This window comes from Aquibium oceanicum, from assembly GCF_001889605.1.
GTDB lineage: Bacteria > Pseudomonadota > Alphaproteobacteria > Rhizobiales > Rhizobiaceae > Aquibium > Aquibium oceanicum.
The window spans coordinates 1,924,821-1,945,334 of sequence record NZ_CP018171.1; the positions used below are offsets into that span (position 1 = coordinate 1,924,821).

At 66.3% G+C, this 20,514-nt stretch carries 21 protein-coding genes; 3 read left to right on the forward strand and 18 right to left on the reverse strand.

Annotation, left to right across the window (positions count from 1 at the left end):
• Positions 1-3 precede the first annotated feature (3 nt).
• The 16 genes from BSQ44_RS09520 to BSQ44_RS09595 form a co-directional block, all read right to left on the reverse strand.
• Complete coding sequence (locus BSQ44_RS09520) at positions 4-939, reverse strand: NAD(P)-dependent oxidoreductase (RefSeq protein WP_072603401.1); 936 nt, start codon at positions 937-939, stop codon at positions 4-6.
• Between the two features lie 10 nt (positions 940-949).
• Positions 950-1,462 carry a 3-isopropylmalate dehydratase small subunit gene (locus tag BSQ44_RS09525; protein WP_072603404.1) on the reverse strand — a complete coding sequence of 171 codons (513 nt, stop codon included), beginning with the start codon at positions 1,460-1,462 and terminating at the stop codon, positions 950-952.
• Complete coding sequence (locus BSQ44_RS09530; RefSeq protein ID WP_072607963.1) at positions 1,459-2,739, reverse strand: 3-isopropylmalate dehydratase large subunit; 1,281 nt, start codon at positions 2,737-2,739, stop codon at positions 1,459-1,461. The genes BSQ44_RS09525 and BSQ44_RS09530 overlap by 4 nt, the downstream gene beginning before the upstream one ends.
• A 5-nt stretch (positions 2,740-2,744) precedes the next feature.
• Positions 2,745-4,178 carry an NAD-dependent succinate-semialdehyde dehydrogenase gene (locus BSQ44_RS09535; RefSeq protein ID WP_072603406.1) on the reverse strand — a complete coding sequence of 478 codons (1,434 nt, stop codon included), beginning with the start codon at positions 4,176-4,178 and terminating at the stop codon, positions 2,745-2,747.
• Positions 4,175-5,944, reverse strand: coding sequence for a GMC family oxidoreductase (locus BSQ44_RS09540; RefSeq protein WP_235633377.1), 1,770 nt, complete (start codon positions 5,942-5,944; stop codon positions 4,175-4,177). The genes BSQ44_RS09535 and BSQ44_RS09540 overlap by 4 nt, the downstream gene beginning before the upstream one ends.
• A complete protein-coding gene (locus BSQ44_RS09545; RefSeq protein WP_083534648.1) occupies positions 5,941-6,840 on the reverse strand; it encodes an amidohydrolase family protein in 900 nt (299 codons plus the stop codon). Before BSQ44_RS09545 ends, BSQ44_RS09540 begins: the two co-directional genes overlap by 4 nt.
• Positions 6,837-7,496, reverse strand: a complete 660-nt coding sequence (locus tag BSQ44_RS09550) for a carboxymuconolactone decarboxylase family protein (RefSeq protein ID WP_210187931.1) — start codon at positions 7,494-7,496, stop codon at positions 6,837-6,839. Before BSQ44_RS09550 ends, BSQ44_RS09545 begins: the two co-directional genes overlap by 4 nt.
• Positions 7,497-7,501: 5 nt before the next feature.
• Positions 7,502-8,173 carry a glutathione S-transferase family protein gene (locus BSQ44_RS09555; protein ID WP_072603408.1) on the reverse strand — a complete coding sequence of 224 codons (672 nt, stop codon included), beginning with the start codon at positions 8,171-8,173 and terminating at the stop codon, positions 7,502-7,504.
• 85 nt (positions 8,174-8,258) lie between these two features.
• Positions 8,259-9,881 carry a GMC family oxidoreductase gene (locus BSQ44_RS09560; protein ID WP_072603410.1) on the reverse strand — a complete coding sequence of 541 codons (1,623 nt, stop codon included), beginning with the start codon at positions 9,879-9,881 and terminating at the stop codon, positions 8,259-8,261.
• 26 nt (positions 9,882-9,907) lie between these two features.
• A complete protein-coding gene (locus tag BSQ44_RS09565) occupies positions 9,908-10,876 on the reverse strand; it encodes a D-2-hydroxyacid dehydrogenase family protein (RefSeq protein ID WP_072607967.1) in 969 nt (322 codons plus the stop codon).
• A 9-nt stretch (positions 10,877-10,885) separates the two neighbouring features.
• Positions 10,886-11,659, reverse strand: coding sequence for an enoyl-CoA hydratase/isomerase family protein (locus tag BSQ44_RS09570; RefSeq protein WP_072603412.1), 774 nt, complete (start codon positions 11,657-11,659; stop codon positions 10,886-10,888).
• A gap of 14 nt (positions 11,660-11,673) precedes the next feature.
• Positions 11,674-12,429, reverse strand: a complete 756-nt coding sequence (locus tag BSQ44_RS09575) for an ABC transporter ATP-binding protein (protein ID WP_072603414.1) — start codon at positions 12,427-12,429, stop codon at positions 11,674-11,676.
• A 4-nt stretch (positions 12,430-12,433) separates the two neighbouring features.
• Positions 12,434-13,633, reverse strand: a complete 1,200-nt coding sequence (locus BSQ44_RS09580) for an ABC transporter substrate-binding protein (RefSeq protein WP_072603417.1) — start codon at positions 13,631-13,633, stop codon at positions 12,434-12,436.
• Positions 13,634-13,670: 37 nt separating this feature from the next.
• Entirely contained in the window at positions 13,671-14,714 is a 1,044-nt protein-coding gene (locus BSQ44_RS09585; protein WP_072603419.1) for a branched-chain amino acid ABC transporter permease, read from the reverse strand.
• Positions 14,711-15,583: a branched-chain amino acid ABC transporter permease gene (locus BSQ44_RS09590; RefSeq protein WP_072603421.1), complete on the reverse strand. Its 873-nt coding sequence runs from the start codon at positions 15,581-15,583 to the stop codon at positions 14,711-14,713. The genes BSQ44_RS09585 and BSQ44_RS09590 overlap by 4 nt, the downstream gene beginning before the upstream one ends.
• Before the next feature lie 6 nt (positions 15,584-15,589).
• Positions 15,590-16,363, reverse strand: coding sequence for an ABC transporter ATP-binding protein (locus BSQ44_RS09595; protein WP_072603423.1), 774 nt, complete (start codon positions 16,361-16,363; stop codon positions 15,590-15,592).
• Positions 16,364-16,600: 237 nt separating this feature from the next.
• Here BSQ44_RS09595 and BSQ44_RS09600 point away from each other — a divergent pair, with 237 nt between their 5' ends.
• Entirely contained in the window at positions 16,601-17,479 is an 879-nt protein-coding gene (locus BSQ44_RS09600; RefSeq protein ID WP_072603425.1) for an MBL fold metallo-hydrolase, read from the forward strand.
• Complete coding sequence (locus BSQ44_RS09605) at positions 17,479-18,255, forward strand: alpha/beta fold hydrolase (protein ID WP_072603427.1); 777 nt, start codon at positions 17,479-17,481, stop codon at positions 18,253-18,255. The genes BSQ44_RS09600 and BSQ44_RS09605 overlap by 1 nt, the downstream gene beginning before the upstream one ends.
• Before the next feature lie 67 nt (positions 18,256-18,322).
• On the opposite strand, the gene BSQ44_RS09610 is transcribed toward BSQ44_RS09605, so the two are convergent.
• Positions 18,323-18,856, reverse strand: a complete 534-nt coding sequence (locus BSQ44_RS09610) for a dihydrofolate reductase family protein (protein WP_378215401.1) — start codon at positions 18,854-18,856, stop codon at positions 18,323-18,325.
• Between the two features lie 119 nt (positions 18,857-18,975).
• The gene (locus BSQ44_RS09615) at positions 18,976-19,890 is read right to left on the reverse strand and encodes a LysR family transcriptional regulator (RefSeq protein ID WP_072603429.1); all 915 of its coding nucleotides are present in this window, start codon (positions 19,888-19,890) and stop codon (positions 18,976-18,978) included.
• A 171-nt stretch (positions 19,891-20,061) separates the two neighbouring features.
• Between BSQ44_RS09615 and BSQ44_RS09620 the strand changes: the two genes are divergently transcribed.
• A complete protein-coding gene (locus BSQ44_RS09620) occupies positions 20,062-20,505 on the forward strand; it encodes an FAS1-like dehydratase domain-containing protein (protein ID WP_072603431.1) in 444 nt (147 codons plus the stop codon).
• The last annotated feature ends 9 nt before the right edge of the window (positions 20,506-20,514 follow it).

Here is a 20,514-nt window from a genome sequence, read left to right on the forward strand (position 1 = left end):
GTCTCAGCCCTTCCCGGAATCGACCGCTGCGTCGCGCACGGGCCGGCCGGCCCGCAGGTCGTCGGCGGCCTGCGCCAGCGTGTTGGCGATGCCGTAGCGCGTCTCGCGCGTCACGGCCGCGTAGTGCGGTGCGAGCACCACGGTCTCGAAGCCCGCGAAGCGCGGATCGATAGACGGCTCGGCATCGAAGACGTCGAGCCCCGCACCGCCGATCGCCTTCTTTTCCAGCGCCGCGATCAGGGCTTCCTGGTCCACCACGCTGCCGCGCGATACGTTGATCAGGATGCCGTCCGGACCCAGACGTTCGAGCACGGACTGGCCGACGATGCGGTGCGTATCCGGCCCGCCCGGACAGGACAGAACCAGCACGTCGCACCGTTCGGCGAGATCGCCGATCGCCGGCACGTAGCCGTAGGGCAGGTCCGGCTTCTCGCGCGGCCCGGTATAGAGCACGCTCATGCCGATGCCGGCGGAGCGCCGCGCGATCGTCTGGCCGATCTTGCCGAGCCCGACGATGCCGAGCGTGCGGTCGAAGACGCGTCGGGACGGGGTCATGCGTTCCGTCGCCCAGCGCCCGGCGCGTACGAACCGGTCCGCCTCCGCGATCCGCCGCGACACGGCGTAGATCAGGCCGATGGCGAAATCGGCGGTGTCGTCGGTCACCTCGTCGGGCGTATGCCGCACCACGATGCCGCGGCGCCTGGCTTCCGCAAGGTCGATGTTCTCGAGCCCGGTGCCGTTGCACAGCAGCAGGCGCAGGTCGGGAAACTGGTCGTAGAGCGCGGTATCGGCGCCGGCGATGCTCGTGGTCACCGCGACGTCGAACCCGTCGCGGGCGTCTTCGCCGCGCTTCACCTCGACCAGCTCGTTGCCGCGCGACAGCACCTCGCGCAGTTCCGGCGGAATGGCCGCGACGACGGCGATACGGTTGGTACTCATCTTACGTTCCTCACAGACCGGCCGCCGAAACGCGTTCCTTCAGCGCCGGCGCCAGGCCGCCCAGCCGCCACACCTGCAGCATGCTTTCGGCATAGGGCCGGAACCGCCGCTCCTCGCCGGTCGCCAGATTGCGCGCCACGCCCGACACGAGATCGACCTCCAGCTGGTCACCCGTTCCTGCGATCTGCGTGATGCCGGGGCAGGGCACGATTGGCAGGCCGTTGTTCAACCCCTTGCGGATGAAGGCGGAATCCGTCGATTCCACCACGCAGGCGCGGATGCCGGATTCGCGCATGGCCACGCAGGCATGCGGATGGCTGTGGTGGCCGAAATTGCGCCCCGCCACGACGATGTCTCCTTCGCCGACCTTCTGCGGGAAATCCGGGTCCAGCAGCACGAAGAGCATCGCCTTCAGCGCCGGGATGTCGAAGCTGCCGAGGTCGGGCACCTGCGAATACTGGATGATGCCGTTGTCGGCGCTGACATTGTCGCCGAAAGCCCACACGCGTCCGGTGATCGTCATGCCGCGTCCCTCCGCAGCGCGGGATCGCCGCGCGGGTCGACGATCGCGCCGGCGAGCGCCGACGCGGCGACGGTGATCGGGCTGGCGAGATAGGCGCGCGCCAGCCGGCTGCCGTTGCGGCCGTGATAGTTCATCTGGTGCGTCGAGATCGACACCTCACCGTCGTTCAGCACGCCCTCGTAACCCCAGCAGGTGGTGCAGCCGGGCGCCAGGATGGTCGCGCCGGCTTCGGCGAGGATCGAGAGAAGGCCCTCGCGGCCCGCCTGCGCGTAAATCTCGCGGCTGCCGGGCGTGACGTAGAAGGTGACGTGACTGGCGATGCGCCGTCCGCGCAGGATCGCCGCTGCCGCGCGAAGATCGTCCATGCGCCCGTTGGCGCAGGTGCCGATCGCCGCCTGGTCGATGCGCAGGCCCGCCACTTCGCCGACCGGCGACACCGTGTGGAGCTCCGGCGGCACGGTGACCAGCGGCTCGAGCGCGCCGAGGTCGAACGATGCCTCGTAGGCATATTCGGCATCTGCGTCCGCCTCGAAAACCTCGAAAGGCCGGCCGTCCGCGCGCGACCGCGCATAGGCGAGTGCCGCCTCGTCCACCGGCATCAACGCGGTGTCGGGCCCGGCGTGGTAGGTGCAGGCGAGAAGCGTCTGGCGCTCGTCCAGCGACAGTCCCGCAACGCCATCGCCGCCATATTCGATGCAGCCCTGGCTGAGCAGGTCCGTTTCGGCATAGTCGCGTATGATCGCCTGGGCGAGATCGCGGATGTGTACGCCTTCGGCGAGCCTGCCCGTCAGGGTGAAGCGGATCGGCCGCGGCACCACCATCCAGTTCTCGTTCAGCACCGATGTGACGACGACCTCGGTGGAAATCGCGATGTTCAGCGCGCCCACCACGCCGATCGAGGCGATGTTGGGCTCGTCGGAAAAGACCAGCGTGCCGGGGCGCGCGAATCCCTGCTCCACAAGCACCTGATGGCGCAGGCCCGAGCCGGGCCCGAAATAGTTGGCGCCGTGCTTTTCGGCGAAGTCGCGCATCTCGCCGTGGTTGCGGTGGTAGGCCGACCCCATGCCGGCGGCGGTGGTGTGGTCGACGACGAGCACCAGCTTTTCGGGATGCGCCAGCCGCGTCACGCCGGCCTGTTCCATGATGCGCTTGCGCGCTGGCCAGGAAATGTCCTGGCAGCACGTGTAGTCCGGCGTCACCGTCACGTATTCGCCAGGCTCGACGGTTTCCCGTCCGGCGGCGCGCGCGATGATCTTCTGGACGACAGACTGTCCCATTCTCATCATGCCATCGTGTGGGAGACGAACTTGGTGACGAGGAAGGCGTCCATCGCCTCGATGCCGCCCTCCGAGCCGTAGCCGCTGTCCTTCACCCCGCCATAGGGGATCTCGGGGAAGGCGATGCCGACCGCGTTGATCGACATCATTCCGGTCTCGACGTTCGCCGCGATCCGGCTCGCCAGTTTTGCGGACTTTGTGAAGGCGTAGGCCGCGAGGCCGTAGTCGAGGCGGTTGGCCTCCTCGATCGCCTCGTCGATGCCGGAAACCGGCCGCATCAGGGCAAGCGGTCCGAACGGCTCCTCGTTCATGACGCGCGCCTCCAGCGGCACGTCGGTCATCACCGTCGGTTCGAAGAAGTTGCCGACATTGCCGATGCGCTTGCCGCCGGTGCGGATCTTGCCGCCGTGGGAGACCGCGTCCGCGATCAGCCCTTCCATGGCTTCCAGCCGTCGCACGTTGGCGAGCGGCCCCATGACCGTGCCTTCCTTCGAACCGTCGCCGACCTTCACCGCCGCGGCCAGCTGCGTGAACGTCTCCACGAAGGGCTCGTAGATTTCCTCTTCGATCAGGAATCGCGTCGGCGAGGTGCAGACCTGGCCGACGTTGCGGTACTTCACGCCCACCATCAGCTTGGCCACCGGCTCGATGTCGACATCCTTTGCGACGATGACCGGCGCGTGGCCACCGAGCTCCATGGTGATCGGCTTCATGTGGCGGCCCGCCATGGCCGCGAGATGCTTGCCCACCGCGGTTGAGCCGGTGAAGGAGATTTTGCGGATCGTCGGGTGCGGTATCAGGTATTCCGAGATTTCCGACGGAACGCCGAAGACAAGCGACAGGACGCCCGTCGGCAGCCCCGCGTCGGCCAGCGCCTGCACCAGGAAGGCGCAGGAACTCGGCGTCTCCTCCGGTCCCTTCAGGATCACCGTGCAGCCCGCCGCGAGCGCGGCGCCCACCTTGCGGGCTGCCTGGCCCATGCCGAAATTCCACGGCACGAAGCCGGCGACGGGGCCGATCGCCTCCTTGAAGGCGAGCTGGTGCACGCCTTCGGCGCGGGCCGGGACGATGCGTCCGTAGGCGCGGCGCGCCTCCTCGGCGAACCAGTCGAAGGATTCGGCGGTGGCATTCACCTCGTAGCGCGCCTCGAAAAGCGTCTTGCCCTGCTGTTCCGTCAGGACCGGCGCGATCTCGTCGATGCGCTCGCGAAGGAGCTCTGCGGCGCGGCGAAGCACGCGGCCGCGCTCGACCGGCGAGGTGTTCTTCCAGCTCCTGAAGGTGGAGCCAGCGCCCTTGAGTGCGATGTCGAGATCGGCGGTCTCGGCGACAGCAACCGAGCCGGCCGTCTCGCCGGTCGCCGGGTTGGTCAGCGGAAGGCTCCGTCCGCCGGAGCCCGCGACCCATTTGCCATCGAGAAAAAGAAGGACGTCGGCGGTCATGGCATGGTCTCCTGCTGCAGGCCGGCCGGCGCGGCGCGGCTTTCCGACCGGATGAGGTCGGCGATGCGCTCGGCCAGCATGAATGTCGGTATGTTCGTATTGGCGCACGGAACGGTCGGCATCAGCGATGCATCGCCGATACGCAGTCCCGGAACGCCGTGGACGCGGCCGTCGCTCGCGGTGACCGCGGCGGGATCGTCCGCGCGGCCCATGCGGCAGGTGCCCACGCAGTGCCAGACCCCCACGATCGCCTTGTGAAGATAGGCGTCGAGCGCCGCGTCGTCGGCAAGCAGTTCGCGGATGTCGTAGGGGGCTATGAACCTGCGGATCAGCGCGCCGCGCGCGAATCCGGCGAAGTCGAGGACGCGAGCGAACACCGCCGTCTGAAAGGCGTTCCACTGTCCGGGCCGCGAAACCTGCCGCACCCGGTCGGAAAAGATGGTCGGGAAGACCTCGGCACGAACGGCGTCGAGCGCCGGGTCGAGCGCCACGCTCGCCACCCGGCGGAAGCCGTCGCGCATGCGCTGCAGGTCGCGCTGGTCCGAGAGCAGCCGGAAATCGACATCCGGCAGCTTGTCCGCCTCGGGCGAGGCGATCGCCACATGCCCGGTGGAATAGGACTTGTTGATCCACAGATAATAGGTGCCCAACTGCTCGCCGACGTCGTGCCAGGCGGAGCGGGCGAGCACGGCCATGTGCATGTCCGTTTCCGGACATCCCTCAAGGCCCGAGGAAAAGCGGTAATGCACCTGCGTGTGATGCCGGCGCGAATCCGAGTGCCGGTTGCCCGGCCGGATGAAGCAGGAGATGCCGAGCGCCGGATGTTCCTGAAGGTTTTGTCCAACGCCGGCGATGTCGCGCACGACGGGCACACCGGTGCGCGTCAGCAAATCGGCGGGGCCGAAGCCGGAGCGCTGTAGCAACGCCGGCGTGTTGATCGCGCCGCAACAGACGATCGTCTCGCGCGCCGCGATCCTGACGGGGCCGTCGGGTCCGGCGATCTCCGCGCCCGTCACCGTGCCTGCGTCCTGCATCAGCCGGTTGACGCTTCTGCCGGTCACCACGACCAGATTGGGACGGCGGCGAACCTCCGGCGTCAGGTAGCACACTGCCGCCGAGGCACGTTCGGCGCGCTCGCTGATGGTTGTCGTCACACGCATGACGCCGTCGCCCCAGTCGCCGTTCTGGTCCTCCACGGTGGGAACGCCACGGGCGAGCAGCATGTCGCGCGTGCCGCGCACGAAGCCGCAGAAGGTCGCCGGGTCCGGCCGGCTGATCGGCACCGGCCCGTCGGCACCGTGCAGATCGCCCGAGACGTCGAGGTCGCGTTCGAGCTTGCGGAAATAGGGCAGGGTGGAGGCCCAGTTCCATCCTTCCGCGCCGAGCGCTTCCCACTCGTCGTAATCGGCCGGCGCGCCGCGGTTGCCGAGCATGCCGTTGATCGCCGAGCCGCCGCCCAGCACGCGCGCCTGCTCGTACTTCGCCGCCGGGCGCGGCGCGTCGGGAACGGTCGGCACCGCGCCAAACCGCGCCATCAGGCCGTCGAAGAAGAATTCGCGCGTGAAGAATGCCCGGCTCGGATTTCCCGAGCGGATGTCGGCCGGCTGGCTCTCCTCGGTCAGGTCCGGGCCAGCTTCCACGAGCAGTACCCGCACGTCCGGGCTTTCGGTCAACCGCGCCGCAAGCACGCAGCCCGACGTGCCGCCGCCGACGATCAGGTAGTCCGGCAGGCCGCCCTGGACGAGCATGTCGGCCGCGGTCGTCATGCCGTCGCCCCGAAACCGTAGAGGGATGCCGGATTGTCCACCAGGATGCGACGCCGCAGCGCCGCGTCCGGTGTCCATTCGGCGAAGACGTCGAGCAGATGCCCGACGTCGGGCGACTTGTCGTACATGCGCACGAACGGCCAGTCCGAGCCCCACATCAACCTGTCGGGGTTCGCCTCAGTCAGCGCCTCGTGGAATGGCCGCTGGCTTTCGTATCCCGGCGTATCGGTCGAGTTGCGGCACAGCGACAGCTTTATCCAGATCAGCCCGTCCTTCAGCAGGTCGACCAGCGTCCGGAAGTCCGGATCGGCGGTGCCTTTCTCGATGTCGATGCCGGCCAGATGGTCGATGACGAAGGGCTGCCCCGCCTCGCGGATTGCCGACGGTAGCAGCTCGGCGAGCGTCGCGCACTTCGCCCAGACATGCGGCACGAAGCCGTGCTCCTTCATCCGGGGCGCCAGAAGCAGGTACTGGTCGAGCCCGATGCTTCCCTTATAGCGGCCGCCGCCGCGCGGGTCGCGCATCTCGTTGAAGCGCAATCCCTTGATGTTGGCGGTGGCCAGCCGCTCGAAGTCGGCGTCGTCCGCTTCGGCCGAAAGCACGCCGACCCCGCGCGTCGTCTCCGGCCGCTGGCCGAGCGCCTCCAGAAGGGCGGAATTGTCCGTGCCGTACGGGGCAGGCTGGATCAGCACCGCGCGTGACAGGCCGGCGCGGTCGAGCATCTCCTGATGCACCGGCGGCGGCGCGATCGGCGGCGCATAGCTCGACGGAGCGGGAACCGGAAAGCGGTCGAACGGCCCGAAGACGTGGGTGTGGGTATCGCAGGCACCGTCCGGCAGGGGCGAGGCGGGCGCCTCCGGCATGCGTGCCGCGACCGGCTCGAGGACGTCGCTCACGAGGCGCTCCCGTCGGCCCGGCTCGTCGAGGCGGGGATCGCCGCCAGCCTCACGGGCAGACTGCCGTCCTCGGGGCAGGGGCCACCGAGTTCGAGCGGGGATTCGGCCCCGTCGGGCAGCGGAATGTGATGCGCGTTGAGCGTCATCGACACCAGCGTGTAGTAGCCGATCAGCGTGGTGAGCTCGACGACGCCGACTGCACCCCAACGGTTGCGGATCTTCCTGTAGGTCTCTTCCCCGACCTGGCCGCAGATCTGCAGCTCGCGCGAGAACTCGTAGACCTCGGCATCGGCCTCGTCGTCGAAGTGCGGCGTCTCGCCGACCCGCAGGCTCTCCATGGCGGAGACGGGGAGGCCGGCCTTTTCCGCCGCGGCGGCATGCACGTGCCATTCGAGCTGGCTGTTCCAGCGCCGCGCGGTCACCAGGATCGCCAGTTCCGACAGCCGGGGCGGCAGGCTGGTGTCGTAGCGCAGCATCGCGCCGAAGCGCTGCCAGGCGTCCGCGAGGTCGGGGCGGTGGAGCGCGGCGCGCAACGGGCCGACCAGCACCCCGCGCGGTCCGGCGACGACGGCGTCGACAACCCGCCGCTGTTCGGGCGTCAGCCCCTCCTCGTCGGGAAAGGGAATTCGGCCCACGGTCGCGCCTTCGGGAGCCATGGAGGTCACGCGAAGACCAGAGCCGGCCCGGCCGCCCACGGCACGTCGGGCGGTCCCTTGCCGTCGTCCCTGATGGCGGTGGCGTCGACCGAAGGACGGGTCTGGACCTCCTCGTACCACCGGGCGAGGTTCGGATTTCCCTCACGCCAGCGGCTTTCGGCAAAGCGGAAGTCCATCTGCCCGAGCGTGCAGACGAGCGAGACCTGGCCGATGCCGAACGGCTCGCTCGAAAGCGCGCCGGCTTCCTTGTCAAACATGGCGAAAGCGTGCCGCACCTTGGTGTCGAAGGCGTCGGTGAGCTTCTTGTACTGCGTGCCCTCGGGCCGGATGCGTTCGTTGCGCCACAGGAGAAGCACGTCCGTCAGCCCGTCGGCGAGCGCCTGCCAGCGCAACTGCCGGAAGCGGGCTTCCGTCTCGGCCGGGAACAGCCGGTGGCCGTCGTGCAGCCCGTCAAGGTACTCGCACACGACGCGCGAATCCGGCAGCGCGGTGCCGTCGTCCAGCACCAGCGTCGGAATCTTGCCGATCGGATTGTCGGGCAGCAGGTCCGGGTTTGGCGGACCGGCCATTGCCACGACCGTGCGGACGCATTCGACGCGGTCCAGAAGGCCGGTCTCGTGCAGGACGATCATGACCTTTCGCACGAAGGGCGATCGCGGCGACCAGTGCAGTTTCATTCAAGGCTCCTCCCTCGGGACGCCTCACTGGTAATTTCAAAAGGTCATAAAGTCAAATGTTAGAGCTATAGCATTTGTGGATTTTTCAGGGCCTATCCTGGAGGATCATTCCGGCACCCTTTTCGGCGATCATGATGGTCGGCGAGTTGGTGTTTCCGGAGGTGATCGTCGGCATCACGGACGCGTCCACCACGCGCAGGCCGCGGACGCCACGCACGCGCAGGCGCTCGTCGAGGACGGCGCGCTCGTCGCCGTCGATTCCCATGCGGGCCGTGCCCACGGGATGGAAGATCGTCGTGCCCAGATCGCCGGCCGATACCAGCATCTCCTCGTCCGAGCTTATGTGGGCGCCGGGCTTGTATTCCTCGGGGTGGTAGGGCTCCAGCGCCTTCTGCGACACAATCCGGCGCGCCCATTTGAGCGAATCGACCGCTACCCGCTTGTCCTCCTCGGTGGAAAGATAGTTCGGCTGGATGGCCGGAGCGTCGGCGGCGGCCGGTCCCGACACATGGATCGAGCCGCGGCTCGACGGCCGCAGGTTGCACACGCTCGCGGTGAAGGCTGCGAAGGGGTGGAGCCCCTGGCCCCAATTGTCGAGCGACAGCGGCTGGAAGTGGAATTCGAGGTTGGCCGTCTCGTACTCCGGCGAGGAGCGCACGAAGGCGCCGACCTGAGAGGGCGCCATGGTTAGCGGGCCGCGCCGCCGGAAGGCATAGTCCAGCCCCATCAGCCCGCGCCGGAAGAGGTTGGCGTAGACGTCGTTGAGCGTCTTGATGCCGGTGACCTTGTAGATTGGGCGGATCTGGAGATGGTCCTGCAAATTCTCGCCGACGCCGGGCGAATGCAGCATCGGCTCGATGCCGTGACCCTTCAGTCGCTCCGCGTCGCCGATGCCGGACCGTTCCAGGATGCCGGGCGAGGCCACCGCGCCGGCCGACAGCACGATCTCGCCCTTCGCCTTCGCCCGGACCAGCCGTCCGTCCTTGCGGTAGAGGATCGCGACCGCCTTCCCGTCCTCGATCTCGACCTTTTCGACCAGGGCGGCGGTTTCCACCCTCAGGTTTGGCCGCTTCAGCGCCGGGCGCAGGAAGCCGCGCGCCGCGCTCCAGCGCCGTCCGCGCTTCTGGTTGACCTGGAAATAGGACGAGCCGGTGTTGTCGCCCGCGTTGAAGTCGTCGATCTTGGCGATGCCGGCTTCCTCTGCAGCGTCGCGCACTCGGTCGAGGATGTCCCAGCGCAGGCGCGGATACTCCACGCGCCACTCGCCGCCCTGGCCATGCAACTTGTTCGGAGGCCGCTCGTGGTCCTCATGCTTCATGAACACCGGCAGCACGTCGTCCCAGCCCCAGCCGGTCAGCCCCATCTGACGCCAGCCGTCATAGTCGCGCGCCTGTCCGCGCATGTAGATCATGGCGTTGATCGCCGAGGAGCCGCCCAGAACCTTGCCCCGCGGATAAGCGAGCTTGCGGCCGTTCAGCCCCGGCTCGGCCTGCGTGGTGAACAGCCAGTCCGACCGGGGATTGCCGATGGCGAAGAGGTAGCCGACCGGTATGTGGAACCATATCCAGTTGTCGCGCCCGCCGCCCTCGAGCAGCAGGACACGGTTCTTCGGATCGGCGGAAAGCCGGTTCGCCAGCACGCATCCGGCCGACCCGGCGCCTGCGATGATGTAGTCGTACTCGCCTTCAAGCGTGTGGTCGTCGGTCACCGTCGAAGCCTCCCGTAACGATACGATCAGGCATTCAACACCCGCACCGGCGATCCTGCCAACCAGGCGGCAATGTCCTCGACGGCGTCGCCGTAGTAAATGGCATACGTCTCTGCCGTGACGTAGCCGAGGTGCGGCGTGGCGACGACGTTTGCCATGCCGCGCAACGTATGTCCGGCTGGCAGCGGTTCCTGGTCGAACGTGTCGAGGCCGGCGCCGCCGAGACGCCCTTCGCGCAGGGCCGCGGCGAGCGCCCCCTCGTCGATCAGCGGCCCACGCGAGGTGTTGACGATCACCGCGTCCCGTTTCATCGCGGCAAGCTCGCGCTCGCCGATGATCCCGCGCGTCTCGGCATTCAGCGTCAGGTGGAGCGAAACCGCGTCCGACTGGCCGAGAAGTTCGTCGAGCGTCGCCGCGTAGCCGATGCCAAGCGCCTCGCAGCGCTCCGGCGTCACGTTCTTCGACCAACCGACCACGTCCATGCCGAAGGCCTGGCCGTAGCGCGCGACGCGCTGGCCGAGTTTGCCGATACCGACGAGGCCCAGCGTCTTGCCGTTGAGATCACGGCCGACGCTGAGCTGCCACTGGCCGCCGCCCGCGTGAAAGTTGGCGTTCTCCGCCGGGATGTTGCGCATCACCGAAAGCAGAAGGCCGAAGGCGAGTTCCGCCGCCGGTCCCACCGATCCCCGCGTGCCGCAGACCATCACTCCGTGCCGCTTCGCGGCATCGAGGTCGATCGAGGCGTTCACCATGCCGGTGGTGATGAGGAGCTTGAGGTTCGGCAACCGCGAGAACAGGTCGTCGTCGAATGCGGTACGCTCCCGCATCGCCACGATCACCTCGAACTTCGCCAGCCGCTCGGCCAGCGTCGCGCGGTCGGCGATGTGGTCGGCGAAACGCTCGATGCCGACGTCTTCCTCGAGCTTGCTCCAGTCCGCCGCCGTACGGGCGGCGTCCTGGTAGTCGTCGAGGATCGCGCAGTTGGTCTTCGTCATCGGCAAACCTCAGGTGGCGGAGTAGTCCGCCTTGCGCTTTTCCACGAACGCGGTCTGCGCCTCGCGCGTCGCCGCACTGGTGGAGAGCGCATGGGTGATCGTCTGCTCGTAGCGATAGGCGTCGCGCATCGGCATCTGCTCCACCGCCTGGAAACCTCGCTTGATCTCCCTCACGACGTAGGGGCTCTTGGCCGCGATTTCACGCGCGATCGTCATCGCCTCCTCCATCAGCTTGTCGCCGGGGACGCAGGCGCTGATGATTCCCAGCCGGGCGAGTTCCGCCGCCGAGATTCGCCGTCCGGTGAAGTAGAGCAGGCGCCCCCAGGAGCGGCCCATATGCTCCATCATCATCTTGCCGCCGCCGGCCAGCCCCACGTCGATCTCCGGCATGGTGAACCATGCGTCTTCGGACGCGATCATGATGTCGCTGTAGAGCATGGTGACGAAGCCGGCGCCGATCGCCGGTCCGTTGACGGCGCAGATCACGGGCTTGGTGCAGTCGGAGATCGCATAGAAGCATTCGCGCGTCACGCGGTTGTGGCTAATGTAGTCGCCCGGCTGCTTCACCATGGTGCGCCGCTCCTTGATGTCGGCGCCGGCGCAGAAGGTCTTGCCATCGGCGGTCAGGACCACGACCCGCACGTCGTCGCGGTCGGACAGGGCGTCGAACGTTTGGATAATCTCCTCGCGCATGCGGCGGTTCTGGGCGTTGACGGGCGCGCGCGCGAGCGTCACGACGGCGATACCGTCCGTCACCTCGAGCCGGAGGGTTTCAAGTTCCATGGTGCTGTCCTTCTTCAGTGAGCGTTCGCGCCACCGCCAAGGTAGCGGCGTGAAAGGGAATCGCGATCGAGAAGCTTTTGGGATTCGCCCTCGCTGACGATGCGGCCGTTTTCCAGCACGTATCCATAGGCGGCGTGGCGAAGTGCCAGCGTGACGTTCTGCTCCACCACGAGGATGGACAGCTTGCGGTCGTTGCTGATCTTGTCGAGGATCGTGAAGATATCCGCCGCAATCTTCGGCGCGAGACCCAGCGAGGCCTCGTCGACCATCAACAGTTCGGGCTGCGCAAACAGCGCGCGGCCGATCGCGAGCATCTGCTGCTCGCCGCCGGAGAGATATCCGGCCTGCGATTTCGCGCGCTCCTTGAGCGCCGGGAAATAGTGGAACACCTCTTCGTAGACGCGGCGCGCCAGCGCCGGGCCGCGCTTGCCGCGCGCGAACAGCGACGCCTCGAGGTTTTCCTCGACCGTCATCGTCGGAAAGACGAAGCGGCCTTCGCGCACGTGCAGGATGCCGCGCCGCGCGAGCTGGTAGGAGGGTATCGCGGCGATGTCCTCGCCGCGATACTTGATCGTTCCCTCTGCGATCCGACCGTTTTCGAAGCGCAGCAGGCCGGAGATCGCCTTCAGGGTCGTCGACTTGCCGGCGCCGTTGGCGCCGAGCAGGGCGACGAAGCCGCCGTCCGGGACGGTGATCGAAACGCCGTCCAGCGCCTCGATCGCCTGCCCGTAGAGCACCTTCAGACCGGATATCTCCAGCGCTGCAACCATCGGACTACTCGATCTTGCCCCAGGGGGTTTCTTCGGTGACGGTCAGCTTCCCGTCTTCGATGTTGTAGCGATAGAGAACACCGTAGGGGATACGGTTCTTCTCGAACGCGATGGGCGTGCCGAAGACGCCGTCGCCGCCGAAGTCCTTGATGGCGGACATCTCGGCGATGAGGTTCGGGCCGTTCAGTTCGACGCCCTTGTCGATAGCCGATCCGATCGCCTCGCGCAGCAGCAGCGCCGCGGCCCAGCTCTGCATGTAGCCGATATTGGCGTAGCCGGTGTAAGGCTTGTCGGTCCAGGTCTTCAGGTACTCCTCGATGGTGTTGATCATCGGGGTGTCCGTCTGGTCGATCAGGAGATTGACCGTCACCGTGCCGAGATAGCCGTCGGCGGCCTCGCCCACGGTCGAGACCACGTCCGGGTGCGACCCGAAGATGGTGCCCATCATCTGCGCTTCGACGCCGTAGTCGCGCAGGAGCTTGACGATCTCGGGCCAGACGTTGGCCGCGTAGCCGTGGAAGATCACGTAGTCGGGATCGGCCTGGCGCACCTTGATCGCATGCGCGGTCACGTCGACCTCGACGAACTTCGTCTCCTGCTCGAGGACGATGTCGATGCCCATCTCCTCGGCGTACTTGCGGGCGTTCTCCAGCGGATCGCGGCCGAACTCGGAGGCCGAGTAGACGATCGCCACCTTGTTCCCGGCATCCTTGCTCTTGATGTAGTTGAAGAGCTGCTTCACCTGGTCGGAATAATTCGACCCGACGAGGAAGTGCAGCGGGTACTTGTCGGTCTCGACGAGGTCGGACGCCGCGCCCGTGGAGGACATCAGCACCTTGTAGGTCTCGTTGTTCTCGGGCGAGATCGCGCGCACGAAGGGCGTGCCGTCACCGCCGGAGAACACGATGTCGCCACCGGCAACCGCCTTCTTGAAGCCGGCGACGCCGAGCTCGACCTTGTACTCGTCGTCGTAGAACTCGATGTCGATGTTGCGGCCCTTGATGCCGCCGTCCTTGTTGATCCAGTCGACGGCATGCTGCCAGCCGACCTGCTGTGCCTGGCCGGTCACCGCCAGCGGTCCGGTCAGCGGCAGCGGAACCCAGAACTTGAGGTCTTCTTCCTGTGCCTGGACCATTCCGGCGGTGCCCGCGAGCATCGCCGCGCCCGCCAGGGCGAGGACCTGTCTTCTTATGAGTCTCATCATGTCATGCTCCTCCTGTTTCGTTGTCGTTTTCGGACTTCTAGTGCTCCTGCCGCGCCTCGACGTTCTCGGAACGGCCGAGCGCGCGGTCGACGAAGCCCACAAGGCCGCGCGGCTCGAAGATAAGGAATAGGACGATCAGCGATCCGAAGATGATCTCGCGCAGCGGCGACAGCAGGCTGGCCAGGTCGGCGCCTTCGATGCTGACCAGCGCGATGATCTCGCGCAGGAATTCCGGCATGAGCGTCATGAAAAGCGCGCCCAGGATCGAACCCAGGATCGATCCGCGACCACCCACGACGACCGCGGCGAGGAAGAACACCGACGATACCAGAGTGAACTGATCCGGGTTGACGATACGCAGGAAGGCGGCAAGCAATGCTCCGGCGATGCCGGCATAGGCGGCACCGATCCCGAATGCGATGAGTTTGGTCGACACGACGTTGATGCCAAGCACCTGTGCGGCATAGTCCTTCTCGCGCACGGCGATGAAGGAGCGGCCGATGCGTGTGCGGAACAGGTTGCGCGCCGCAAGCGTGGCGATCAGCGCCACGAAGGCAACCACGTAGTAGAAGCCCGTGTCGCCGAAGCCGAACACGTCGATCTTTGGCAGCGACAGGCCGCGGTCGCCACCGGTCACCGACGTCCACTGCTGGAATACGAAATAGAGGGAATACTGCGCCGCCAGCGTGGCGATGGCGAGATAGACGCCCTTGATGCGAAGGGCGGGGATACCGAACACCAGCCCGATGGCGAACGCCGCGACCGCTCCGACCACGAGGTTGACCGCCAGCGGCGTCCCCAGATGCAGCCACATCAGCGCGCTGGCGTAGGCTCCGACCCCCAGGAAGGCGGAATGCCCGATCGAAAGCAGCCCGGCATAGCCGACCGTGATGTTCAGGCCCACTGTCGCGATGACGTTGATGGCGATCAGACATGCCATGTAGACGGCATAGATCGATCCCCAGATCGGGACCGAGATCATGACGAGCACGAGCAGGATCCACGAGATCGTCTCGATCCGCGGGCTGAGCGGCTTGTTGCCGGAGGCGGACGCGGGGAGGGATTGGGTCGGAGCGGTCATATGCGTTCCACCCTTTGCTCGCCGAACAATCCGTACGGCTTCACGATCATGACGACGAGCACCACGAGATAGGGGATGAAGCTCTGCCAGGCGGCGCCGAGGTAGGCACCGACAATCGTCTCCATCCAGCCGACGAAAAGGCCCGCGATGATGACGCCGCCGATACTGGTCATTCCCGCCAGCATGACGACGGCCAGCACGTTCAGCGCGACGAGGCCGAGCTGCGGAGTGACGCCGTTGACTGAGGCGGTGATGATGCCGGAGGCAGCCGTAAGCAGCCCCGCCAGCGCCCAGGCGAGCAGAAACACCGCGCGGATGTTGATGCCCAGGCTTTCGGCCGTGATCTGGTCGGTCGAGGTGGCGCGGATCGCCGTGCCGGCGCGCGAAAACTTGTAATAGATCATGAACAGGGCAGCGATCACGCCCGCGGTCACGAAGCCCCAGGCAAGCTTGCCGGGCACCAGGATGTCGCCGAGGAAGATCGGCTTGCGCGGCAGGGTCTCGGGGAGCTGGCGAACGTTCGGACCCCAGATAAGCCCGGCGAAGCCACGCAGGATCGATCCGACACCGAACGTCACCATGACCAGAATGATGTGGGGCCGTCCGATCAGCGGCCGCAGCATCACCCGCTCGATGACGATGGCGAGGAGCGCGGCTGAAGCCAGCCCCATGCCCAGGCCGACGATCCAGCCGAATCCGAGCTGCGTGTCGAACAGGTAGAAGAAATAGGTGCCGAGCATCATCATCTCGCCGGTCGCGAAGTTGAAGATGTTCGTCGCCTTGTAGACGATCACGAAGGACAGCGCTGCCAGGACGTAGATGCCGCCGGACGCCAGGCCTATCAGGCTGAATTCGAGGAAGAGGGCCATCGCTCTCTAGGCCTCCGCGCCGAGATAGGCTTCGATGACCGCCGGGTTGGCCTGCACCTCCGCCGGAGCGCCGGCTGCGATCACCTCGCCGAAGTTCAGCACCACCACCTGGTCGGACATGCCCATGATCGATTCCATGTCGTGGTCGATGAGCAGCACTGTCACGCCGCGTTCGTCCACGACCTTTCGGATTTGCGCCGCCATGGTTGCCTTCTCCGTCGTCGGCAGCCCCGCGAATGGCTCGTCCAGCATCAGGAGACGCGGTGCGGAGATGAGGGCGCGGGCGAGCTCGATTCGCTTCTGGGTTCCGTAGGGAAGCCCGGAGACCGAGCTGTCGCGGCTGTCTTCCAATCCGAGCAATTCGATGACCGTTTCGTCCATCCGTTGCTCCAGCTCGCGTTCCTCGCGAGCGGCGGGTCCCAGATAGAGCCCGGCCGTGAACAGCCCGGTGCGCAGCTGCGCATGCGCGCCGAGCTTGATGTTTTCGGCCACCGTCATGCCCGGAAACAGCGCGATGTTCTGAAAGGTGCGCGAGATGCCGTTTGCAGAGCGGGTGTGGGCCGGCTGCGACAGGAGGTCGGCTCCGGCGAACGTGACGCTGCCGGAATTCGCCTTGTAGAACCCGGAGATGACGTTGAAGAGCGTCGTCTTGCCCGCACCGTTCGGGCCGATCACCGCGGTGATCTTCCGCTCGGGTACGCTGAGAGACACGTCGGAGAGCGCCCGGATCCCGCCGAACGTCACATCGACACCGCTCACGTCCAGAATGTCGGAAGTCATTCCACCCTGTCTGCCTGTCGCCCGGCCTGCGCCGCGATAAGATCGGCCAGGCCGATCGATATCGAGTTTGACGATGCCGGCATCCTCCCTTGGGCCGTCACCGACCCGGTCGATGTCGACATTATCGAAGGCGACGAATACGGATAACCGGCGGGTCTGCAAACCATCGTTGCAAAATATGCAAACTGCGACCCGAATACGGGCGTTATATTGCCAGCAGATGCAAAAGGAGGATGCATGTTAGAGATCGGCGATTTCAGGATTTCGCGCGTCGAGGAGGTGGTGCTGGACGAGCCGGTCGATCTCTTCGCCGGACTGGACGAAACCATCATCGCGCAGAACCGCGAATGGATGGAGCCGCACTACTATAACGGCGAGCGCAACGTCCTCCAGTCGATGATCCATGTCTGGATCCTGCGCCGGGGCGACCGCACCATCATCATCGACACCGGAGGCGGCGACGATCGCGACCGTCCGCTGTCGCCCCGCTTCCACATGCAGAAGCGTCATCTGGACCGCGGCCTGATCGCGGCCGGCGTCGATCCGGAAGCGGTGGACACCGTTTTCCTGACCCATCTCCACGTCGACCATGTCGGCTGGAACACGAAGCGCGAGGGCGACCGTTGGGTCCCGATGTTCCCGAATGCCCGCTACATCATGTCGGCGAAGGAACTCGAAGCCCGCGATCCCGAGCGTGGCGCCGCCTCGAAGCCGCCGGCGTCCTGGAACACCTATCTGGATACGGTCAAGCCGGTGCTCGACGCCGGGCTCGTCGACGTCGTCGAGGGCACCGAAAGCCTGGGCGACGGCCTCGACATGGTTCCCATTCCGGGCCACGCACCGGGGATGACCGGCCTGCGCGTTCGGTCGAAGGGACAGGAAGCCTTCTTCATCACCGACGTGATGCACCAGCCGATCCAGATCCTGTATCCGGAGTGGAACAGCAAATACTGCGAGAACCAGGACATGGCCCGCGAGACCCGCGCCAAGGTGCTGAAGCACGCGGCCGACGAGGGCGCGTTGCTCTTGCCGTCGCATTTCGGCAGGCCGTTCGGCGGCTACGCGCGTCGCGACGGCGGCGGCTATCGCTTCGAGCCCGCTCCGGACGTGATGTGATGTCAAATCCTGTCGAACTGAAGGTCGAGACGCACGGGCGTCCCGACGCCCCCGCGCTCCTACTGGTCCATGCGCTCGGCACCGATGGCCGCTTCTGGGACGAGGCGGTAGCGGATCTTTCGAAGGACTTCCGCTGCATCGTGCCCGACCTCCAGGCGTCGGGCCGCATGCCCAATCCACCTCAGCCGGTGACCGCACAGAAGCACGCGGCCGATCTGATCGCGTTGCTGGACAGGCTCGGCATCGAGCGTGCCATTTTCGCGGGTTGCGCCATCGGCGGCATGGTGGCCGCCGTCGCGGCAGCCTCAGCTCCCGACCGCTGCGCCGGACTGGTCATGACCAATCCGGGCGTACGCAACGCCGACGCGGTGAAGGACATGCTGCGCGCGCGCGTCGGCGAGGTTCGCGCGAAAGGCATGCAGGTTCTGCTGCCGGCAGCCGCGGAAAAGACCTTCCAGGGCATGCCGCACGACGCCCGCTTCGAGCGTTACCTCGAACGCTACGCCGCGCAGGACCCGGAAGCCTATGCGCTGTCGGTGCTGGGATTCCTCGACATCGACATCCGGCCGATCCTGCCCGGTATCGCCTGCCCGGTCCTGCTCATCCCGGGTGGCCAGGACGTGCTGATGCCGGCCGACAGCGCCGAGGTGATCTCCTCGCTCGTGCCGCAGGCCGAGGTGGTGCGCTTCGAGGAGGTGGCCCATTTCATCCCGTTCCAGGCGCCGGAACGCTTCGTCGCCGAACTGCGGCGGTTCGCGGCGAAACTGGCGGCTTGAGCCTCGAGGCGGTTGAGCCGAAGCCCGGCGTGGGCTCTTCGGCCGTCCGCCGAGACATTCGGCCGGTCTACGCCGGTACGTAGGTCAGCCGAATCACGTCGGGGCCGATACGTTCGCTGGACGTGAGGCGTAACCGGGGTCGTGCCCTGGCGAAGTAAGGCTTGCCGCTGCCGAGAACGACCGGGTGAATGTACAGGCGATACTCGTCCACGAGGCCGAGGTCGGTCAGGCTTGCCGCCAACTCCGGTCCGGAAACTTCCATCTCTCCATCGAGCTGGCGTTTCAGCTCACGGACCTTCGCTTCGACGTCACCCGCGACAAGAGTGGCGTTCGGACCGACCGATTCCAGGGAGCGTGACACGACCCACTTCGGCTGGTTGCGCCAGACCCTCGCATAGGCGCGCTCTGCTTCTTCCCACTCGGGACGATCTTCGTCCCAATACCGCATCACCTCGTACATGCGCCGTCCATACAAGGTGCCGGCCATGCTGCCCACGTCGTCGATGAAATGACGAAAAAGCACGGGATCGGGGGCGAAGGCCATGTGATCGACGTAGCCGTCCAGCGACACGTTCAATGCGTAAATGAGCCTCGCCACCATATGGATTTTCTCCTCGCCGGCCTACGGGCACCAGGAGGGTAGGTGGAAACGGCGGTGGCCACAATCCGGCCCCTGCCTACGGTCAACGCCGCGGGGCAACGATCAACAAGCCCCTGGGGCTAGAGGTTCGCCAGTTCCCGCTTGAAGACCTGCGCGAGGAAATCGACGAACAACCGCAGCTTGAAGGACGTCTGGCGGCTGGCCGGAAACACCGCATAGACGCCGTTCTCGAAGTCCACGTGGCTGACCTTGTAGCCGGGCAAAAGCCGCACGAGCCGGCCGTCGGCGAGTTCGCGGTGCACGGCCCAGTCCGGAAGCAGCGCTATTCCAACATCGGACTTGGCCAGTTCCACCAGCGCGTATCCGAAATCCGTCTGCACGGAGCCGCGCACCGGCACCTCGTCGATGCGCTTTTCGGCATCCATGAAGCGCCAGACCGTCGTCCCGAGATTGATCCGGTAAGTCAGGCAGTTGTGGTTGCGCAGGTCCTGCGGCGAATAGATCGGCGGCCGGTCCTTGAGGTAGGCCGGCGTCGCCACCGCCACGCGCTCGCTGCCAGTGAGCTTTCGCGCGATCAGCGAAGAGTCTTCGAGCTTGCCGATCCTGATGTCGACGTCGACGCCCTGGTCCATCACCGGGGCGATGTTGTTGGACAGTACGATGTCGATCCGGATGTCGGGATATTGCGCCATGAATTCGGGGAGATACGGCAGGATGATCAATTGTCCCACGAGCATGCGGGTGTGGACCCGCAGCACCCCTTCCGGCTTGGTCTGCAGCTGGTTGACGCTGCGGTTGGCCTCCGCCAGTTGCTGCAGGATCTGCTCGACCTGCGCATAGTAGAGTTCGCCTGCCTCCGTCAGCGCAAGCGCGCGGCTCGAGCGCTTCAGGAGCTGCGTGCCGAGCTGCTCCTCGAGCGAGGTGATGTGGCGCGAGATCGAGGCCGGGGAACTCCCGAGCAGCCGACCGGCGCCCGAGAGGCTGCCCTGCTGGACGGCGCTGACGAAGGACCGCAAGGTCTGTACCCATTCCATATCAGCCGTCCGAAGCCTGCATTCCGTTTGAGGTCAGGTACAATATCTCGGTTATCTTTTCAATTTCCGAAAAGATAGCCTGTGCCCGCTGTGCGTTCAGACGCCGTTGGCAGCGTGTTAGGTCTGCGTGCGCAGGCCGCCGGGGAGTGGCGGCGAAGTGGAGGATACGGAATGGCGACTGGCGGCGTGGTGAGCGATCTCGACAAGGGCGACGTCCTCGGTCCGGTCGAATACACCCTCAGCCCCTTCGTGGTCCGCGAGTATTCGCACGCGGTCGAGATGCACCACCCCTGCTTCCAGGGGCGCGAGGGCGATCTGGTCATGCCGCCCACGCTGATCCATCTCGACAAGCTGCGCCTCTACAAGGACGCCTGTCCGGGCGGAACGGGCCCGAGCGCCCGCATCCATTTCGAGTACGACGTCGAGGTGTTCGAGCCGGTTCGCGTCGGCGACCGCCTGAGCGTCCGCGGCGACATCACCGATCGCTACCAGAAGAACGGCCGCGACTACGTGGTGCTTCAGATGGAACTCACCAACGTCGCCACCGGTCGTCTGGTGGTCCGCTACGTCGACCGGGTCATCCTGGCCTATCGCTCCGCCGAAAAAGCTGCCTGAGGAGAACGG

What these genes read in the sequence shown, in the direction of transcription:
- BSQ44_RS09600 (WP_072603425.1), top strand. Translation starts at nt 16,601, where the DNA reads ATGTTAGAGATCGGCGATTTCAGGATTTCGCGCGTCGAGGAGGTGGTG.
- BSQ44_RS09605 (WP_072603427.1), top strand. Translation starts at nt 17,479, where the DNA reads ATGTCAAATCCTGTCGAACTGAAGGTCGAGACGCACGGGCGTCCCGAC.
- BSQ44_RS09575 (WP_072603414.1), bottom strand. Translation starts at nt 12,429, where the DNA reads ATGGTTGCAGCGCTGGAGATATCCGGTCTGAAGGTGCTCTACGGGCAG.
- BSQ44_RS09530 (WP_072607963.1), bottom strand. Translation starts at nt 2,739, where the DNA reads ATGGGACAGTCTGTCGTCCAGAAGATCATCGCGCGCGCCGCCGGACGG.
- BSQ44_RS09580 (WP_072603417.1), bottom strand. Translation starts at nt 13,633, where the DNA reads ATGATGAGACTCATAAGAAGACAGGTCCTCGCCCTGGCGGGCGCGGCG.
- BSQ44_RS09610 (WP_378215401.1), bottom strand. Translation starts at nt 18,856, where the DNA reads ATGGTGGCGAGGCTCATTTACGCATTGAACGTGTCGCTGGACGGCTAC.
- BSQ44_RS09520 (WP_072603401.1), bottom strand. Translation starts at nt 939, where the DNA reads ATGAGTACCAACCGTATCGCCGTCGTCGCGGCCATTCCGCCGGAACTG.
- BSQ44_RS09620 (WP_072603431.1), top strand. Translation starts at nt 20,062, where the DNA reads ATGGCGACTGGCGGCGTGGTGAGCGATCTCGACAAGGGCGACGTCCTC.
- BSQ44_RS09540 (WP_235633377.1), bottom strand. Translation starts at nt 5,944, where the DNA reads ATGACGACCGCGGCCGACATGCTCGTCCAGGGCGGCCTGCCGGACTAC.
- BSQ44_RS09585 (WP_072603419.1), bottom strand. Translation starts at nt 14,714, where the DNA reads ATGACCGCTCCGACCCAATCCCTCCCCGCGTCCGCCTCCGGCAACAAG.
- BSQ44_RS09550 (WP_210187931.1), bottom strand. Translation starts at nt 7,496, where the DNA reads ATGGCTCCCGAAGGCGCGACCGTGGGCCGAATTCCCTTTCCCGACGAG.
- BSQ44_RS09595 (WP_072603423.1), bottom strand. Translation starts at nt 16,363, where the DNA reads ATGACTTCCGACATTCTGGACGTGAGCGGTGTCGATGTGACGTTCGGC.
- BSQ44_RS09570 (WP_072603412.1), bottom strand. Translation starts at nt 11,659, where the DNA reads ATGGAACTTGAAACCCTCCGGCTCGAGGTGACGGACGGTATCGCCGTC.
- BSQ44_RS09525 (WP_072603404.1), bottom strand. Translation starts at nt 1,462, where the DNA reads ATGACGATCACCGGACGCGTGTGGGCTTTCGGCGACAATGTCAGCGCC.
- BSQ44_RS09565 (WP_072607967.1), bottom strand. Translation starts at nt 10,876, where the DNA reads ATGACGAAGACCAACTGCGCGATCCTCGACGACTACCAGGACGCCGCC.
- BSQ44_RS09555 (WP_072603408.1), bottom strand. Translation starts at nt 8,173, where the DNA reads ATGAAACTGCACTGGTCGCCGCGATCGCCCTTCGTGCGAAAGGTCATG.
- BSQ44_RS09615 (WP_072603429.1), bottom strand. Translation starts at nt 19,890, where the DNA reads ATGGAATGGGTACAGACCTTGCGGTCCTTCGTCAGCGCCGTCCAGCAG.
- BSQ44_RS09590 (WP_072603421.1), bottom strand. Translation starts at nt 15,583, where the DNA reads ATGGCCCTCTTCCTCGAATTCAGCCTGATAGGCCTGGCGTCCGGCGGC.
- BSQ44_RS09535 (WP_072603406.1), bottom strand. Translation starts at nt 4,178, where the DNA reads ATGACCGCCGACGTCCTTCTTTTTCTCGATGGCAAATGGGTCGCGGGC.